This is a genomic window from Pseudoalteromonas sp. 2CM37A (assembly GCF_023161885.1).
GTDB classification, from domain to species: domain Bacteria; phylum Pseudomonadota; class Gammaproteobacteria; order Enterobacterales; family Alteromonadaceae; genus Pseudoalteromonas; species Pseudoalteromonas atlantica.
In genome coordinates this window covers 119,560-137,219 of the sequence record NZ_JALNTJ010000005.1, presented here as the reverse complement: position 1 = coordinate 137,219, position 17,660 = coordinate 119,560, and the positions used below count along the sequence as shown (strand labels likewise).

Genomic DNA, 17,660 nt, shown 5'->3' with positions numbered 1-17,660 from the left:
AACTTTTTTCATCGTTTAATTAACTATTCCGTGAGGAATCGGCATTAAAACAACTCAAGTGCACAAAAATCATACATAAAACTTAATTTTTTATAATTTAATTGAGTTACTACTGATATATGTGAGTAATTTGGAGAGTATTTATGGTTAATTATTAGTTTTGTCTAACAAAGTAATTTTTAACTGATTAGCACTGCATACTTATAGTAAAAGCCCATAGAAATAAACTGACAGGGCTTTGTAACTGTGCTCTATAGTTTGTATTTAACCTTTTTGTTATTTGTTAACCCTGCCCCATTAAATGAGTACTTAATTCTGAGTTCAAGTAGCTGTGATTCAATAGGTGTTAAACAAAAATTACTTGGCTGAGAAAAAAATGCAGGACTTATTGCTCTGATTTCATTATAAATAGACTGGCTATACATACACTCATCTAAATCGGTTAAGGGCTTGCTACCTGATATTTTAATTAATGATTTAAGATGTGAGAGTATATATTGAGTTACAAGCTTTGCAGAAAGCCTCATTATAAGAGGTACATGAAGTGGCTCCACCTCCTCATCGTAACGCAATTCATACTTTAATAAGTAATGTAAGGCATCTAAGCACTTACTTAAATTAGCGTCTGTTGAATCAGTGATCGTGTGATTCTTGTATTCGAACTCTTCACTTTTATAAAATGTTGAGTAAAGTTCATAAATATCAGAGCTATACTCGCGATTTAAAAAAGCAACAACCTTATCTCTTAATTTCAGCATTGCACTATTTGGCTTTCCTTTGCCTATTTCTATGTTTAAATATTTAGCAATTTTTTGGGATGAATTCTTTTTTTCTATAAGCATTGCACTATCTAGTGAAGCCTTCAAAAAAATATCCACGCCACTGATAATCGCCCAATCGTTATTTGCTAAACCTAGATTTTTTATTGCGCAAAAAATTTCTTTAGAAAGTTTTAAATAAGTTTGAGTTTTTATTTGTTTTCCAATATTAGCTTTTTGCGCTTTTTCTTTCGTTTGTTGATGTAGAAGTAAGCTATTAGCAAACCGATGAAGGGTGTTGTATTCGCCTATTAGAGCACCTAATGAAAATAACTCTAAGCCTTCAGGTTGCTCATTATTTAGCAAATTAGACAAAAGTTCTTCCGCTTTTGTTTTTAAGTGACTAAGGCTAACTCCTGTTAAATGCAACAAATCAAAGTCATTTAATATCCTATCCGATATATTAGCTTCAATCGCGTAAATAGACGTGATGATATCTTTTAGTGTTTGCTTTAAACAAACTTTCTCTCCCTCTGCAGACTGAAGCCGAGAGGGATCAAAATCAATCCGTTGAATTGTTGTTTCTTGTAGCAAATTCAGGTTAGCTAACGCTTTAAAGTTAGACAAGCGACTGTACCTTAGCGTTATGAATATACTCACTCCACCAGCACATTATTTCTCTTCTACTTTCTAAGTAGTCACTTCGATTATATGCAGCTCGAACTTGGTTCGTGTCTTGATGCGCTAATGCAACCTCTATTAACTCAAAGTCAAATAACCTAGATTCATTTAACGCGGTACTTGCTAGTGATCTTAAGCCATGAGCAACAAGCTCTCCTTTATAGCCCATTCGACCAATTGCGGTATTTGGGGTTTGAGGATTCATATGTCCTCTAGGGTTTCTATCAGCGGGAAAAATATATTCACGATGACCACTTATCGGTCTCATCAATTCAAGTAATTTTAACGTTCTTGGAGTTAATGGTATTTTATGGACTTTAGCTGCTTTCATTTTTTCTGCAGGTAATATCCACACATTGTTTTCTAAGTCTATCTCAGACCATTTTGCTTTTGTGGCTTCATTTGGCCTTACCATTGTATGTAATTGCCACTCAATCGCACATTGAGTAGGAAACTTTATACTGGCTCTTAAAAGATCTCCCATAAGTTCAGGCATCCTTATAACATCTATCGTTGGCATCGGCTTTGTTACAGGTTTTGCAAAGGCATCCCTAATCCCCTCTAAAGGGTTATGTTTGATGACTCCTGTATTTACTGCGTAGCGCATAATTTGATTGAGGATCTGACACGTCCTTCCCACTGTTTCAAGAGCACCTTTTGCAGCAACAGGCTTTAATGTATTAATTGTAATTACTGCATCGATACTACTTATAGGTCGCTTACCTAATTCAGGAAGTACATGGTTTTTAACCTTACCCCAAATGCCTTCTGCGTGCTTAGGCTTTACTGCTAACTTTTTAATTTCAAACCATTCCCACGCTACTTTCTCTAAAGTATTTAAACGTGCTTGGGTCTCTTGAGTATATTGTTGCTCTTTGTACTCTTTTGGGTCTATTTCATTAGCAAGAAGCCCGCGTGCCTCTTCCCTTTTTACTCTAGCGGCGGCAAGGGTAATTTGAGGATACTGTCCAAAAGAAAGGTTTGTTCTTTTTTTAGTGAATGGCTTGTAATACTTAAATATCCAACTTTTAGTACCATTTGGTCTTATAGATAATTGAAGACCACTGCCATCTGAAAGTGAGTATTCCTTTTCCTTAGGCTTAGCTTGCTTAATTTGTGTATCGTTGAGGGGTTTTACAGTTCTGGCCATTTCTTTTATGTATACCATGTTCTAGCCCTGTGAATTCAAGGCTTTCTTATTTTTAGTACCACAGCATTTTCACGAATAAGTGCTGTGGTACTAACCATGGTACTAAAAATACTGGATGCAGGTAAACATCTTGGGATATTACAGGCAATAAAAAACCCGCTAGCCTATATGGTTAGCGGGTTTCCTGTATCTGTTCGGATGTTATCGAACAGCGAATTGGTGGAGCTGGGGGGATTTGAACCCCCGTCCGAAAAGCCTCGACCGTCGGTACTACATGTTTAGTATTGTCATTTAGTTAACCTTTAAATCCCGGACAAACACGGTAGATAAAGGCGAGGCCGCTTAGTTTTAACGCTTCAACCCCGGCCAGGGTTTCCGTCGCGATCAGGTGTTAGGGTGACACTCCAAAATCCAGTCCACAAGAATACATGGAAGGAGCGCTAGCCAGCCTAAGCTGCTAGAGAGTAGTTATCGTCGTTTGCGATTACTTTAAATTGCGGCTTTTTTACGAGGCAAACCGCACCTCGACATGCACCTCAGGCTTCTTGAATTCCGTCGAATCCTAATCAGCCCCTGAAATATGAATTTCTTTCAGTGAGGGCAGTATAACTGAGTAAACGACTGATACTCAAGGGGTGTGACACTTTTATTTTAGCTAACTGAATCAACTGAACAGTAAACAAGCACAAGTTTGTAAAAAAGCAAACAAATACTGAACATTTACTTAACATGTCGGTCAAGTTGTGCTCAAATAAGGAGTTAAATTTTACACTAGCTATAAGGCTTTAGTAGTAAAAGTAATAATCATAATAACAGGCATATTACGTAGGGAATTTATAAATGTCGGTTTTTTTATTTAATGAACAAACGGGCGAGCTGGCGTTATCTGCACACCCTATTGATAATGGATTTCCGGTGACGAGTGCTCAACTTATTGAGCTACTTGAACAGTCGGATTATTGCGAGTTTGAAGTACTCTCTGGCAATATTGGTAAGTTATTTTCACCGAGTAAAAATTATCAGCAAGAATCATTAGTAATTGCCAAAGCCACGGACGCGAGCATTGTTATTAACGTTGATGAAAAAAACATGGTTGCAGAGGCTACGCTTACCACGGCCAAAGGCGGCGCATTACTCTCTATGGAGGCAGCTCAAGCAGCTTTAGTTAAAGCCGGTGTAAAAAAAGGCATTAGTCCTCGTGCACTTGATACGTTTTTAGGTCAACAATTTTCTCACCCTGCAGGTACATCATACAGCGCTATTGTGGCTCATGGCCGAAACCCTAAAGAAGGCAGTGATGCGAGGTTTGTTCGTCTTTGCTCTACTGCGCAAGACCGCGTACTTAGCCCCCAAGCAAAAGAAGGTGGCAAGGTCGATATGAAAGACCTTGGCGCGATTATTACGGTAAAGCCCGGCACCCCTTTAATGCAGCGAGTAGCTGCTACTCCAGGTGAAGATGGCTATACGGTTTTTGGCGATATGATCAAGGCAACGCCTGGTAAAGAACATCAATTACAGCCCTTTGAAGGCACAAAAATAGACCCTAATAACCCAAACATGCTCATTGCCGATTGTAAAGGTGTCCCTGTGGCCTTACCTAGAGGCATGCGGGTTGACGATGTTTTGTGTTTTCATAATGTAGATGTAAGTACAGGCCACGTTGATTTTGATGGCAGTGTAATTATATCTGGTGATGTAAAAGATGGTATGCGGGTTAAAGCCAATGGCGATATTACTGTATTAGGGTTTGTAGAATCAGGCACGATTGAAAGCCAAAGCGCGGTAACTATTATGCTCGGCGCTATTGGCCGTAAGCGTGAAAATGAAGAAGCATTTACGTGTGAAATTTCAGCCCAGCGAACTATTTCTATTGGCTATGCCCAGTACTGTAATATTAAAAGTGCGCAAGATTTATTTATAGAACGCCAAGCATTGCATTGTAATTTAAGTGCAAGGCGCTTAATACGTGTTGGTAAAGCAGGTAACCCTCGCGGCAAAATAATTGGGGGAAATATTCTTGATGCTATGCGTATAGAAACAGGTGAACTAGGTGCGCCGGCAGGGACTAAGACCCGTGTGTTTTTAGCTCAAAACTGGCATGAACTGCGCTCAAAACAATCTCAAATAATTGATTTTGAAAAAGTATTAGCAAGTAAAACATCTGCACTTAAACAAGCTAAAGAAAAAGCGATAAAAATTCCAGTTGCTGCTCAACGCAAACAGCTACTAGATAAAATTGCCGCTAATGAGCAGCATATAAAAACTCGCGCTATGCACGTACAACGTCAAAAAAGATTGGTGAAGCAAAAAATTTCTCAGCTATTGGCAACTAGCCGACTTAAAATTAACGAAATAATGCACCCAGGTGTGGAGCTTAAAATAGCAAAAGACACAAAACAGTTTTCGCGTATTTACCCACCCCACTTAGTAAAACTTTCTGAGGGAAAAATCACTCAGTCGTTTTAGTATCCTCTTCGGTGTTTTCAGTTTCTTGGGCGTCACTTTCAGGTAGTGGCGCTAACGGCCAGCCCCCTAGTTCTTGCCAACGGTTTACTATTAAACAATATAGTTCTGCTGTGCGTTCTGTATCGTAAAGTGCCGAGTGTGCTTGGCTGTTATCAAACTCAATCCCCGCGGCTCTACATGCTTTAGCCAGTACCGTTTGGCCTAAAGCTAACCCTGCAAGCGAGGTTGTGTCGAAACTCACAAATGGATGAAATGGCGTACGCTTAATATTGTTACGCTCAATGGCTGCATTTAAAAAGCCATGATCAAAGGCGGCATTATGTGCCACTACAACTGAGCGTTGACACCCTGCAGCTTTTTGCGCTTTACGTACTGCTTTACAAATTTCTTTAATTGCTTCGTCTTCTGGTACAGCGCCGCGCAACGGGCTAAACGGGTCTATGCCGTTAAATTCAATTGCGGCTTGTTCAATATTAGCGCCTTCAAAAGGCTCTACATGAAAATGAACGGTATGATCTATGCTGAGTAACCCTTCGTCATCCATTTTTAAAATTGATACGGCAATTTCAAGTAAGGCGTCGGTTTCTTTATTAAAGCCGGCGGTTTCTACATCAATAACAACAGGAAAAAAGCCGCGAAAGCGTTGTGCGAAAAGTGTTTGCTCAGTATTTGCCATAGTCTTCTTGGTTTATGAGGATAAGCTCACTATTATGTCAAAATTGGGGGCTACTCGGCTAGGGCTTTATAAATTATTTAATTAATATATTGTAGGCATGCTATTTGCTTTTAAATAACTGCTAATTGTATTGGCTGTTATTAATTCCCATCGCATTAAATTACGGATACCAGTATGGCGCCTAGAAAATAGCGCAATAACAAGGCGAAAATTATTTATAGCTTTGTTTTACATCAGTAAGTTTAACGCAGTGAGCAGGCTATTTAATACGATACGAAGATTATGTTTTTAATTAAGTTGGTATAGAGCCCTACTTTAGCCGTACGCCAAAATATTGGCTTAGTAGATTAACCGGAGCGTTTTATGAAGTGTAAGTTGTTTTTTATTAGCGTAAGCCTTGGCACCGCATTGATGAGTTATTCATCGCAAGCGGCTATGCGCCAATACAGCGCAAATCAAGATAACTCCAATTGGGAAGTTATAAAAACAACACGCTTACAGTGCCAATTAAACCACGAAGTGCCCTACTACGGTGAGGCCATATTTAAGGCATCGGCCAGTAAAAACAAAAACCTAACTTTTAATCTAGATATGGTTGTGCGCCCCGACAATTACGATATAGCCGGTTTAAAGGCGGTGCCACCAGCATGGCGTTCAGGCCTGCCCGCGCGTGATATAACCACGATGAAGTTACTTAAAAAGTTTGATGGTGAGCTTGGTAATAAAACCGCATGGGAAATGCTAACTGAACTTGAAAAAGGGTTTCATCCTACCTTTTACTACCAGGACTGGCAAAATAGTGCCGACAAAATTGCCGTTGGTATTTCAAGCGTTAATTTTAAACAAGCCTATTGGGCGTTTTTGCAGTGCCGCGATGAACTTTTACCATACAGCTTTGAAGATATTTCATTTACTGTAATGAACTACCAATCAAATAGCAGTAAGCTCACTAAAGAGTCGCAAAAGCGCTTAGATAAAATTGCTGAGTATTTAAAAAATGATACCAGTATTGAGTCTATAAGTATTGATTCGTATACCGATAGCTACGGTGGCCGTTGGAATAACTTAGATTTATCGCGTAAGCGTGCTAAAGCTATAAAAGATTATATGGTCAGCTTAGGGGTTGATGAGGGCAAAGTAGAAACCACAGGCCTAGGTGAAAAACGTTTTGTTGATACTAACGAAAATATTTTAGGGCGAAATAAAAACCGTCGTTTAATTATTCAAATAGCAAAAATGTAACCGCCCTAACTGCTAACTACCGCTGCGCCGCTTTATGAGCTTATCGCCAAACTGAAAAAACGTTAGGCTCAAAAATATAATTATGGCTCCTATAATAAGCTCCTGACTTAAAGGCTCGTTATTAAGTAATGCGCCTAGCGCTAATGCAAAACTTGGTGTAATTAAACTACTTAAGGCTACAGTACTGGCGTTTAACTTTTGTAATACATGAAAATACGCTAGAGCCCCTACAATCGAGCCAAAAATACCTAAATACGCAATACTCCATAACGAGCGTGCACTCCAATAATCCATACTTATTTGCCCATCTACCAGCCACCACAGCAGCCCAAATAAAGGAGTAACAAAAACCAGCGCTCCAAAAGTGGTTGCCATAGGGTGAATAGCAATTTTTACACGTTTGATCATCACCCCACTGAGGCTAAATAAAGTAACGGCCAATAACACATACATCAGCCCTATGCCCTGAGTTTGTGAGGTTTGTAGCTGGTTATAACTTACAAAATAAAGACCTATTAATGCACAGCTCAGCGCTATTAATTTAATAGGACTAAATTTAGGCTCATTAAGTAACCTTTGTGCTAAAAAACCAGAGAGAATAGGCGCAAGGCCAAACACTAATGAAATAATACCTGAAGGTACTGTGGTAGCAGCCATGTAACTTAATGACATACCGCCAAAAATACCCAAACTGGAGTATGCATATAACGTACACGCGTTTTTGCTCCAAGGTACACGAATATTGGCTATAGCAACAATTAACCCAGCAACAAATAAGCCTATAATCATGCGCATTAAAACGGCGAGCGTTGGTGCTACAGTTTCACTGCTCCATACAATACCTAAAGGCGTAGTACACCAAATAATGACAAGTAGTAAATAAGATAATTTAACTGGCACACGCCATTCCTTTGCACTGAGGAGGTAGAAACCCTATTAAAGTAAATTATACGCGCGAAAGTAATACGCAGTACATATATAAACGTCTAAATACAGCTGTAAATTCATAGTTACATTATTATTTACCGGCATTTATTACAAAACTATTTATGTTTTAAGTAACTAGTTATATCTTGAGTGCCTCTCACACATTTTAGGATAGTTAAGTGCTTAAAAATAAAACAATAGGCAGCATGTTAATTGTTGCAGGCACCACCATAGGCGCAGGTATGCTGGCATTGCCAATAGCCTCTGCAGGGCTTGGATTTAATACCGCGCTTGCACTGATAATAGCCAGCTGGTTACTGATGACCTACACCGCTTTATTAATGCTAGAGCTCCACCAATACGCCCCTAGAGATGCAACATTAAACACCTTAGCAAAGCGCTGGTTAGGAAAGCGCGGCCAGTACGTAGCTAACTTTTCGATGATATTTTTGTTTTACGCCCTGTGCGCAGCCTATATAGCCGGGGGTGGCGCGCAGTTGCAGTCGCGTATTAGTAGTGATTTGAGCATAAACATAGCGCCACAAATTGCCTCTATTGTTTTAGCCATTGTAATAGGTAGCGTGGTTACTTTAGGCACCAGTAAAGTAGATAAACTTAACCGCGTGTTATTTACGATTAAAATTTTAGTACTAGGCAGCTTGTTTTATATGCTTACACCCTATGTACAAGGTAAGCACTTACTTGAAATGCCCGTTGAGCAAGGGCTGATTTTATCTGCCTTACCCGTTATTTTTACCTCATTTGGTTTTCATGGCTCTATTCCGTCAATTGTTAAGTATGTGGGGCTGGAAACAAAAGTATTGCGTAAGGTAATGATTGCAGGGGCTGCTTTACCTTTAGTGATTTATATTTTTTGGCAACTGCTTAGCCAAGGGATTATGCAGCAAAGTGATTTACTCAATAGTAATGGCTTAACAGGCTTTGTAGAGAGTGTGGCAAGTATTGCGCATAATCCGCAGGTAACAAGCGCTGTTACACTGTTTGCCGACTTAGCATTGGCCACCTCTTTTTTAGGTGTTAGCTTAGGGTTATTTGATTTTTTTGCTGATGCATTTAATAAAGGCGACACCAAATCAGAAAGAATAAAAACCGCACTAATTACTTTTATTCCCCCTTTAGGATTTGCGCTATTTTATCCTCAGGGATTTATAATGGCGCTAGGCTATGCAGCCATCGCCCTTGTGGTATTAGCAATATTTTTACCGGTTTCTATGGTGTATAGGCAGCGTAAATCGGGCCCTCAAACGGGGTACCAAGTGCGAAGTGGTAATATGGGATTAGCGGTTGCAGGGCTGTGCGGCATTGTAATTATTGTCGCCCAATTTATGCAAATGCTGGGTTTAGTACCCGCTATTGGTTAATAAAAAATCTAACCCCTTTAGCTAAAGGGGTTAGTTAAAAATGTTAAAATACCCGAGACTCACCACGGCCTGTAGCCTGAGAAGCTGCTTGTAACTCACCGTCTTTATTTACAATAACCTGCAAATCGCCAAAACGGCGCTCATCCAGTGTGTAGCCCATTTTTATAAGTTCAGCTTGAGTGTTTTCACTAAGCCCTGCGTGTGTTCTGATCACGTTTTTAGGCCATAACTGATGATGAAACCGCGTGCTATTAACAATATCGTTGGCGCCCATGTTAAATTCAACCGCATTTAAAATAGATTGATACACCGAGCTGATAATTGTTGTGCCCCCAGGCGAGCCTGTGACCATTTTAACGCTGTTGTTTTTGAGCAGTATGGTTGGCGACATTGAGCTAAGCATACGCTTTTGTGGCTGAATTTCATTGGCTTTACCGCCGAGCGCACCAAAGGCGTTCATTACCCCAGGTTTAGCGCTAAAGTCGTCCATTTCGTCATTTAATATAAAGCCTGCACCTTCAACCACAACGCCACTACCAAAGCTTAAATTAATCGTTGTGGTATTGGCCACTGCATTACCCATTTTATCAATAATAGAAAAATGCGTGGTTTGCTCACTTTCTTTGAGGCCCGGTTTAATGTTTTCGGTGGTTGAAATAGCTGTCAAAGAAATATCTTTACTGCGCGCTTTTAGGTAATCAATATGAGTAAGCTCAGTCACTGGTACATCAAAAAAGTCCGGATCGCCCAAGTACTCTGCTCTATCGGCAAACACACGTTTACCTATTTCAGCAAGTAAATGCACGTATTGAGTAGAGTTATGTACCATCCCCATTTCGCTTTTTTTAAGCTCAAACATTTTTAGCCACTGCAAAATAGCTATTCCGCCAGAGCTTGGCGGTGGAGAGGTTAATACTTCATAACCGTTCCAGTTAGCTTTAATCGGCGTGCGCGACACAGCCGTGTAATTAGCCAAATCAGTTTGGTTAATAATGCCGCCGTGCTGGTGCATAAAGTTGGCAATAATGCGGGCCGTTTCGCCTTTATAAAACCCGTCTTGGCCGTTATCTCTTATGCGTTTTAAAGTAGCGGCTAGCTCAGGCTGTTTAAAAATCTGATTTGCTTTTATATCTGCAAAATAGTGTTTAAAATTTACATTTATATTTTGTTTGTCTAACTGAGCAATGTATTGTGCGACCCCTTGAGCCAATTTGGGCGGCACTTTAAAGCCTTGCTCTGCTAAGGTAACCGCAGGCTGTACTAATGTTTGCCATTTTAAGGTGCCGTGTTTTTGATGCGCCAGCCACATACCGGCTACGCTCCCTGGTACACCACTTGCGTGAATACCATAAATTGACTTGTTTTTAATTACATCGCCCTTGGCATCTAAATACATATCTCTGTGCGCTGCTTGGGGAGCCGTTTCGCGATAGTCTATAAAGTCGCCTTTTCCCTCTTTTTGTATAAGCATAAAGCCTCCCCCGCCAATATTTCCGGCTTCGGGAAGCGTTACCGCTAATACAAATTGCGCAGCAATAGCCGCATCAACAGCATTTCCACCTTGTTCTAAAATAGCTTGTGCTGTATCTGCACTAAACGAGTCAGGCATTGCGACAGCGCTTTTAGTAACTTGCTCCGCCTGCACGCTAAATATACAAAATTGTGCAATCAACACACTCTTAACAATGAGCCGGCTTGGTCGAAAAAATAACTCCATAAAACATCCTTACTTTATTATTTGAATCTCGCTTGGCTCATTTATGCATACCATAGAACGTTAGGTCAATGTTTATACAAGTGATTTTTTTGTATGCTATAACGCCTTTGCGTATAAAACGGCATCCAAATCGCCTTGTTCATCAGTGTGTATATAGTTTTTAACCCAGGTAAATCCCAGCTTTTGCATGACACTAATTGAGGCTTTATTATCGGCCAGTGCCATTGCAGATAGTGTTTTTATCTCTGGCTGCATTTTTAAGGCGTTACATAATGCACTAGCCGCCTCCGTTGCATAACCCTGTCCCCAACTAGATTGCTTAAAGCGCCACCCTATTTCAATATTTGTAAAATCGGGAGTTTGAGTAAAAAAGTGCATAGGCCTAACAAGCACCCACCCTATAAAAGAGTCCTCTTTTTTAAGAGTGACTTTCCACAGCCCCCAGCCTTTGTTTGCATTTTTATAGGCAAGCATTCTGGGGATCCCTATTTCTTTAATTTGTTTTAATGTTGAAGGCGTTCCTCGGTTTATGTATTTCATTACCGCGGGGTCTTGATCTAGTTCATGCAGCAGCGGCCAATCGTGTTCATTCATTAATTTGAAATTTAAGCGTGTTGTTACAGGTGTGTTCATCTTCGCTGTTCTATTATTAAGTGGAATTAATTATTTGTCTCTAAGGAGAGATAGCACATGAACAAATTAGCAGGTTTAGCTTTATTAGGCACTTTAATTACACTAACGGGCTGTGAAGATGCTCAGGAAGTACAAGAAGATGCAAAAGATAAAAGCGCGCAAATGCAAGAGCAGCTTGGTGATACATGGAACGATGTAAAAGATAAAGCCACAGAGCTTAAAAATGATGAGTCATTAAATGAGCTGCTTGAACAAAGTAAAGCAATGGGCTTAGACATGTACGACGATGGCAAAGAGATTGCCGTTGATGCATGGATAAAAAGCAAAGAAGCAGCGGGTGAATTAACCGAAAAAACGAAGCAAAAAGCGCAAGAAATTGCCGAAGAAATTGAAGAAGCGCGTGAAGAACATGCTGAAAAACAGTAATATTATTGATACTAATTCATTTAATTAAGTAATTTTCTTTGGGGTAAAAACATTGTTTAGTAAGTAAAAAATTGCTATCTAGGTGTTCTTAACAAGCGTTTTAACGCACTTAGCGTGAGGCTTAGCCCCTTAAAATACTTAATTATTATTGCTGATTGGTATTAAATAGTATTTACAAAAAAAGGCTGCAAATAACATTATTTGCAGCCTTTTTATTTATGCGCTTATTACTATAATTAAATTGCTTCTTCGTCTTCTTCTGCGGTGCGTATACGTACTACACGCTCAACATCTGTGACAAATATTTTACCATCACCAATTTTGCCTGTTTGCGCTGTTTTTACTATTACTTCTATAGCGCGTTCAACATCTTCATCGGTTAGCACAATATCAAGTTTTACCTTAGGTAAAAAATCCACCATGTACTCAGCGCCACGGTAAAGTTCTGTGTGACCTTTTTGACGACCAAAACCTTTTACTTCACTTACAGTCATACCCGTAATACCTACATCTGATAGGGCTTCGCGTACGTCGTCTAACTTAAACGGTTTGATGATTGCTTCTATTTTTTTCATGCTCACTACTTATTAAAGCTTTAGTTGCCTCGATTTTAGACAATCATCGAGTTCATAGCAAACAAAGCAATTGAATTCGATGATAAAACAACCAAGCGTGGTATAATTATTTATAAGTCTGAATTATAAATCATTCTCAACTAGCTATAATAACAAATGTAGTAGGTATAAATAATATGAAAAAATTCCAAACTGGTTTAACTTTATTAGAGCTCATGGTGGCAGTAGCCATAGTCGGTATTATCGCCTCTATAGCTCTTTGGGACAGTAGCGATATGCTTGAGGAAAACCGCGCTGAGAATTTCTTGCTTGAACTAAAGCGTAATATTAGCTTTGCTCGCTCACAAGCCGCCAGCACAGATGAAATTGTTGTTGTGTGCCCTACTGGCCAAGGTAAAATTAAAAACAGCAAAGACACTTTCAACTGCAACAAAAAGTGGGACGAGAATAAAATTATTGTTGTATTTATCGATGTAGATAACGATGGGCACTATAATGGCGCTTCCGATACACTGCTTAGAGTCATGGAAGAAATATCAGATAACGACAAGTTAACCTTTACAGGAAATGAGCGTCGCTTGCGTTTTAATACTAGTGGACGAATTACCACAAACCCAGGTGACTTTATTTTTTGCCCCAATGGTGGCACTGAAAATAATAAAGCGCTTACATTATTGCTATCAGGTACTGCTTTTTATGCCGGTGACAGCGCACTTAAATGCGGTTAAAAAACATACAATTTAAGTTGTCATATTTTTATCATTTACTACACTGAGCTAATACATTTTTTGACTCAGGGCTTCAGGGATGAGGTTATCTACCCAAACTCAGGCTGGCTATACGCTTTTAGAATTAATGGCATCTATTGCTATTGTGAGCATTGTTAGCCAAATTTCTCTATCGGTTTTTCCTGACTTTTTAGCGAAAAACCGAGCCGACAATCATGTTAGTTTGCTGCACAGAAATATTAATTATGGCCGCCTTTACGCCATTGAAAATGGCACTTATGTTACTTTGTGTGCTTTAAAAGATAATCAATGCACTAAAGATGAGTGGGATGGGCAAATGTCGCTGTTTATTGATAACGACAAGTCTACGTCATTAGACACCGACGACTTATTAATAAGCACATTTGAAAAAATCCATGATGCAGATTCTATGCAATACCCCCGAAGTGCAATTACCTTTCGGCCCGATGGCTCTTTAAATGGTTTTCAAAATGGAACATTTATATATTGCCCAAATAAAGATAAAGCCAACCTTGAGGGGCTGGCTTTATCTGTCAGTCAAACAGGCCGTATACGAATTAAATCAACCGACAAATGTCAGAGCGACTAGTTAACCCGATTAAGTTAACGTCCCCAGCAATACTCAACATCTGAATTACCTTTACTGCCTTTTGCGCCTTTATAGCCTGTGTCAGTAATTGTAATTTGCGTGCAGTCACCGTCGCCTTTTACAGCACCCGCAATAGGTTTTGCAGTAATTGTAAACGTATTATCGTTATCATCCACATCAATCGACAGCTCAAAATAGCCGTTTTCTGTGGTCTCTTGTATACCTAAGTCTGAGAATGTCTCTGTGTACTCACGATTATCTACGAAGTACTGCTCTTGTTTGTTTGCAGCGTCTAAAAGCACAGCTGCGGCCTCGGCCCGAGAAGAGCGTTTAACATACTCAGTATAATTAGGCAGTGCTATTGAGGCTAAAATACCTACAATAGCTACGGCTATCATTAACTCTATCAACGTGAATCCGCGTGCTTGTTTATTCATTAATATTCCTTAATCATCAATTTCATCATTTTCTTCACGTTTATAAATATAGGTTTGTTGGGTTTTAAAGCCAAACCCTACACTATCATCGTCATTCACTAATTGTACGCTACCATCTACAACCGTTAAGCCTGGGCCCATTATTTCTACTGGCTTCATTGGGTTTTGTGCATCTTCGCCTTTTATTCCCGGCCCAATTAGGTAAAACTGGCTTTCTTCGGTCACTTCAATGGTTGGGTTATCATCACAAAAGCCGTCGCCATTTCCATCGGCACAAGAGGGGCCTTCACCAAAGTACAATTGTGGTGTATCAGGTACATCATAGCTAGTGGTAAACTTTAAGTCGTCATATACCTTGGTGCCATAATGTAAATGGAACGCATACAACGAGCCGCCGCCGCCACTTAACGAACATTGGTTCTCTGTAGAGGTTTCTGATGATGGAGTAAAGCTTGTATAGTAAGCGACACCGCCCACCACTGTGGCTGCTGCTAAAGATTTTTCACCGGTGCCTAATTCATAGCGCCAGCCTTTAAATTTAGCTAAATCGACTTCTAAATCAACAAACTCATCTACATCATCAAGAGCATTACCAAACGGGTCGCTGTTCATTAGCATTAAATCTGCTGGTTTAATCGCTGTAGGGGCGCTAGTGAATGACTGAGTTACTGTATTTTCATCTCTTATCATAAACAGCTGATCGTCTTCATTTGTACCTGTTGGTTTTGAGCGATTTCCGCTGCCTATTACAATAGCGTCATACGGCGTATCTAAACGTGTAATCACTGTTTCACCATTAATCGTTGTTTCACTTACTTTGCTATAAAGTGTACGTGCCACCAACGGCTGGTAAAAAAAGCGACGGTCTTGGCTTGCTAAACTGCTACCAAGCTCTGCAAGTTTAAAGTGCGTAAAATTACTGGTGCTTGTGCCTGGCATGTCTATACGCCAAATATCGCCCCCGGTATCGGCAGCATAAATTCTGTCAATGTAACCATCGTAATCTGAATCAAGCGTAGAAACATTTGCTGCAATCGAGTGCTTGCCTTTAAATCCATTTTCGTTTGGCGTTAAAGCCCACACTTTTTTACCTGTTTCAGCTTCTACTATATAAATACCGCGACCAACCGAGTCTTCACTTCTTACCACGGCATCTTTATTTGTATCGTACCCTGCACCAAAAACGAGTAATGGCTTATCACCAAATGCTTTTATGTACGCTATTTGGGGTTTGGACCACGTTTGAGCTAGCTCTTTAAAATCGCCAGTACCGCCTTCTATAGGGTTATCCCATAGTTTTTTAGGCTGATCGGGGTTAGTAATATCAAAGGCGTAATAGTTTTTTCCACCACGGCGCATACCTGCAAATGCCCACACGTCATCACCATCGCTTGCATCAACAATACCATCGTTAATGCCTTCGTCATTTAAGCTTTTATCACTAAAGTAAACACTGATTGGGCCGTCCATCCCGTAGAGTTTACCGGTGTCTTCATTGCGTAAAGGCTGAATTATATCGTAAAGATCAGAGGGAATGAACGCCCAGCTTTCGGTCACTTGGTTATTGGTATCATCGTCTTTAAACATATGTAAAAAGCCGGCATTAGTACCAATCAATATACGTATGTCGTCATTGCCATAGTCGATTGCCACTGGCTTAGAATGTAAAGGGTCGCCAAAAATATCGCTGCGTTGATCGGTGTTTGAGCCATCGTTGTCTTCATCGTCAACATCTATCCCCATTGCCCATTTTATATCTGAACTAGCTAGGCTAATCGGGTTATTGGTGACTAAATCTAAAATATCGCTCACAATATTAGTAGTAAACTCAACTAAATCGCCTTGCTTATCTGTATAGAGGTTGCGTCTTTCTTCAGCTGGAGTCCCCGTGAGTGTAGCTAAATGATAGTTTACACCCCCTTGTGCAACTAAGTTACCATCGGCAGACTGGCCATCTGGCAGCCAAAACGTTTTAGCATCTGTGTCTATTAAGCCATCAGAATCAAGCGCTGTATTATCTTCAGAGTCAACTATTTCACTGCCTGATACTTTTAATTTTTTTAAATTCCCACCCCATCGAGTGTTTGTTTCTGGGTAAAACATGGCAAAGTAAATAGCATCACGGCTACGTGTTTGGTCTACGTTGTTACTTGCAACTGAAGGCGAAGAAAAACTATCGTTAACTTCACGAATGCGAGAAATAGCGCTATTTAGCGAGTTAGAAAGCTCATCCGGTGTACTTGCTGGTAAGTTTTCACCACCACCTAATAAAGCTGTTTGCCGCAACAACTCTTGCCCTTCGTCACTCATGCCTGACCCAAAACCTATGGTGTATATGCGGCCTGTTTCATGAATATCAGGTGTTGATGGATACAAATCAACTGTCGTATTACTGGTGCCATGAATTATTTTAGCTAATTGATGCAAATAATTATTATAAACGTAGTCCCCCTCGACCAAAGGTTGCCCAAAATAATTATTGTGTATTGCGCTTATTGAAGCATCACTGCCATTATCGCTATTTTCGTTAATGTAACGTCTTCCCCAACGATCATATACATATCGGGGTGAAGGGTCTCCATCCGTCATGTAAATTATATTTACTGAATTATCACAACGTTTTGCCTCTGCATTTGAGTCAGCGAAAGGGGAAATATAGTTATAACTATATGTATTTTCCCACTCGTTCCAACATCTCCATCTATTACATTTACGAACACGCTCTCTTCCAGTTAATACTTCGTTCTCGATTGAGGTGTCTCTATCTGATTGATCTATTGGCTCCGCATACTCTAAACCGCCACCTGTAATATACAGATATGCTTCCCACAGAGTCTCGGCTAATGGCGTACCCCCATTAGCAGGAAGCCTGTCGATTGATGAAGTAATATCCGAGTGCGGGCTTCCTATGCCTTCAACCACATAGCCACCAGCTGTTCCTACAAAACGCATTAAACCGAAATCGATCCCTTCATTGTCATTCACTACTTTTTTCATTGCAGTCTTTGCAGCAGCAAGACGGCTATCTGGGCAAGGAATATACAGGTTACTACTTTCATTGAAACCACAACTAAGACCTGTGTTAGATGAAAACGCCATACTGCCTGAGGTATCAAATATAAGTAAAACCCTTGGCTTTTCTTCCACATCTACATCGTGGTTTACATAAAGCTCTATATCTTCAGCAACTACTGAGCCGCTCAGTGCGAGACCAAGTAAAGAGACCAATGGCTTATTAAGATTAAATTTCAT

The 17,660-nt window shown here is 40.0% G+C and carries 15 protein-coding genes and 1 other RNA gene; 6 read left to right on the top strand and 10 right to left on the bottom strand.

Annotated features, from left to right (window positions below; all coding sequences use genetic code 11):
• Positions 1-251 precede the first annotated feature (251 nt).
• From MTF68_RS13055 to ssrA, 3 genes are all read right to left on the bottom strand, one after another.
• Positions 252-1,385 (bottom strand): hypothetical protein, encoded by a 1,134-nt coding sequence (locus MTF68_RS13055; RefSeq protein WP_248462730.1) that lies wholly within the window; start codon positions 1,383-1,385, stop codon positions 252-254.
• On the bottom strand, positions 1,378-2,607 hold the full coding sequence (locus MTF68_RS13050; RefSeq protein ID WP_248462729.1) for an integrase domain-containing protein: 1,230 nt from the start codon (positions 2,605-2,607) through the stop codon (positions 1,378-1,380). Before MTF68_RS13050 ends, MTF68_RS13055 begins: the two co-directional genes overlap by 8 nt.
• 199 nt (positions 2,608-2,806) lie before the next feature.
• Positions 2,807-3,163, bottom strand: a transfer-messenger RNA (tmRNA) gene (gene ssrA / locus MTF68_RS13045).
• Between the two features lie 266 nt (positions 3,164-3,429).
• Here ssrA and MTF68_RS13040 point away from each other — a divergent pair.
• Positions 3,430-5,055 carry a FapA family protein gene (locus MTF68_RS13040; RefSeq protein ID WP_248462728.1) on the top strand — a complete coding sequence of 542 codons (1,626 nt, stop codon included), beginning with the start codon at positions 3,430-3,432 and terminating at the stop codon, positions 5,053-5,055.
• Here MTF68_RS13040 and rnt read toward each other — a convergent pair.
• Entirely contained in the window at positions 5,039-5,731 is a 693-nt protein-coding gene (rnt, locus tag MTF68_RS13035; RefSeq protein WP_029774102.1) for a ribonuclease T, read from the bottom strand. The two genes, MTF68_RS13040 and rnt, sit on opposite strands and share 17 nt — an antisense overlap.
• A gap of 363 nt (positions 5,732-6,094) precedes the next feature.
• Here rnt and MTF68_RS13030 point away from each other — a divergent pair, with 363 nt between their 5' ends.
• On the top strand, positions 6,095-6,973 hold the full coding sequence (locus MTF68_RS13030) for an OmpA family protein (protein WP_054983043.1): 879 nt from the start codon (positions 6,095-6,097) through the stop codon (positions 6,971-6,973).
• A gap of 12 nt (positions 6,974-6,985) precedes the next feature.
• Here the strand turns inward: MTF68_RS13030 and MTF68_RS13025 are convergent, their stop codons facing one another.
• Positions 6,986-7,873 carry a DMT family transporter gene (locus tag MTF68_RS13025; protein WP_154945647.1) on the bottom strand — a complete coding sequence of 296 codons (888 nt, stop codon included), beginning with the start codon at positions 7,871-7,873 and terminating at the stop codon, positions 6,986-6,988.
• A 206-nt stretch (positions 7,874-8,079) separates the two neighbouring features.
• Here MTF68_RS13025 and MTF68_RS13020 point away from each other — a divergent pair, with 206 nt between their 5' ends.
• Complete coding sequence (locus MTF68_RS13020; protein ID WP_121637771.1) at positions 8,080-9,282, top strand: aromatic amino acid transport family protein; 1,203 nt, start codon at positions 8,080-8,082, stop codon at positions 9,280-9,282.
• Between the two features lie 43 nt (positions 9,283-9,325).
• Here MTF68_RS13020 and ggt read toward each other — a convergent pair whose 3' ends face one another.
• Positions 9,326-10,999, bottom strand: a complete 1,674-nt coding sequence (gene ggt, locus MTF68_RS13015) for a gamma-glutamyltransferase (protein ID WP_248462727.1) — start codon at positions 10,997-10,999, stop codon at positions 9,326-9,328.
• 96 nt (positions 11,000-11,095) lie between these two features.
• Positions 11,096-11,632: a GNAT family N-acetyltransferase gene (locus MTF68_RS13010; RefSeq protein WP_024032264.1), complete on the bottom strand. Its 537-nt coding sequence runs from the start codon at positions 11,630-11,632 to the stop codon at positions 11,096-11,098.
• Positions 11,633-11,689: 57 nt separating this feature from the next.
• Here MTF68_RS13010 and MTF68_RS13005 point away from each other — a divergent pair, with 57 nt between their 5' ends.
• Entirely contained in the window at positions 11,690-12,058 is a 369-nt protein-coding gene (locus MTF68_RS13005) for a hypothetical protein (RefSeq protein WP_024032265.1), read from the top strand.
• A 236-nt stretch (positions 12,059-12,294) separates the two neighbouring features.
• Here MTF68_RS13005 and MTF68_RS13000 read toward each other — a convergent pair whose 3' ends face one another.
• Positions 12,295-12,633 carry a P-II family nitrogen regulator gene (locus MTF68_RS13000; protein ID WP_004588371.1) on the bottom strand — a complete coding sequence of 113 codons (339 nt, stop codon included), beginning with the start codon at positions 12,631-12,633 and terminating at the stop codon, positions 12,295-12,297.
• A gap of 176 nt (positions 12,634-12,809) precedes the next feature.
• Between MTF68_RS13000 and MTF68_RS12995 the strand changes: the two genes are divergently transcribed.
• Together MTF68_RS12995 and MTF68_RS12990 are read left to right on the top strand one after the other, a co-directional pair.
• Entirely contained in the window at positions 12,810-13,361 is a 552-nt protein-coding gene (locus MTF68_RS12995) for a GspH/FimT family pseudopilin (RefSeq protein ID WP_248450598.1), read from the top strand.
• A gap of 79 nt (positions 13,362-13,440) precedes the next feature.
• Positions 13,441-13,971, top strand: a complete 531-nt coding sequence (locus MTF68_RS12990) for a GspH/FimT family pseudopilin (protein ID WP_096041389.1) — start codon at positions 13,441-13,443, stop codon at positions 13,969-13,971.
• Positions 13,972-13,985: 14 nt separating this feature from the next.
• Here the strand turns inward: MTF68_RS12990 and MTF68_RS12985 are convergent, their stop codons facing one another.
• Together MTF68_RS12985 and MTF68_RS12980 are read right to left on the bottom strand one after the other, a co-directional pair.
• On the bottom strand, positions 13,986-14,408 hold the full coding sequence (locus MTF68_RS12985; protein WP_248450596.1) for a type IV pilin protein: 423 nt from the start codon (positions 14,406-14,408) through the stop codon (positions 13,986-13,988).
• A 9-nt stretch (positions 14,409-14,417) separates the two neighbouring features.
• Entirely contained in the window at positions 14,418-17,660 is a 3,243-nt protein-coding gene (locus MTF68_RS12980) for a PilC/PilY family type IV pilus protein (protein WP_248450595.1), read from the bottom strand.

What these genes read in the sequence shown, in the direction of transcription:
- MTF68_RS13050 (WP_248462729.1), bottom strand. Translation starts at nt 2,607, where the DNA reads ATGGTATACATAAAAGAAATGGCCAGAACTGTAAAACCCCTCAACGAT.
- MTF68_RS13040 (WP_248462728.1), top strand. Translation starts at nt 3,430, where the DNA reads ATGTCGGTTTTTTTATTTAATGAACAAACGGGCGAGCTGGCGTTATCT.
- rnt (WP_029774102.1), bottom strand. Translation starts at nt 5,731, where the DNA reads ATGGCAAATACTGAGCAAACACTTTTCGCACAACGCTTTCGCGGCTTT.
- MTF68_RS13030 (WP_054983043.1), top strand. Translation starts at nt 6,095, where the DNA reads ATGAAGTGTAAGTTGTTTTTTATTAGCGTAAGCCTTGGCACCGCATTG.
- ggt (WP_248462727.1), bottom strand. Translation starts at nt 10,999, where the DNA reads ATGGAGTTATTTTTTCGACCAAGCCGGCTCATTGTTAAGAGTGTGTTG.
- MTF68_RS13010 (WP_024032264.1), bottom strand. Translation starts at nt 11,632, where the DNA reads ATGAACACACCTGTAACAACACGCTTAAATTTCAAATTAATGAATGAA.
- MTF68_RS13005 (WP_024032265.1), top strand. Translation starts at nt 11,690, where the DNA reads ATGAACAAATTAGCAGGTTTAGCTTTATTAGGCACTTTAATTACACTA.
- MTF68_RS13000 (WP_004588371.1), bottom strand. Translation starts at nt 12,633, where the DNA reads ATGAAAAAAATAGAAGCAATCATCAAACCGTTTAAGTTAGACGACGTA.
- MTF68_RS12995 (WP_248450598.1), top strand. Translation starts at nt 12,810, where the DNA reads ATGAAAAAATTCCAAACTGGTTTAACTTTATTAGAGCTCATGGTGGCA.
- MTF68_RS12990 (WP_096041389.1), top strand. Translation starts at nt 13,441, where the DNA reads ATGAGGTTATCTACCCAAACTCAGGCTGGCTATACGCTTTTAGAATTA.
- MTF68_RS12985 (WP_248450596.1), bottom strand. Translation starts at nt 14,408, where the DNA reads ATGAATAAACAAGCACGCGGATTCACGTTGATAGAGTTAATGATAGCC.
- MTF68_RS12980 (WP_248450595.1), bottom strand. Translation starts at nt 17,660, where the DNA reads ATGAAATTTAATCTTAATAAGCCATTGGTCTCTTTACTTGGTCTCGCA.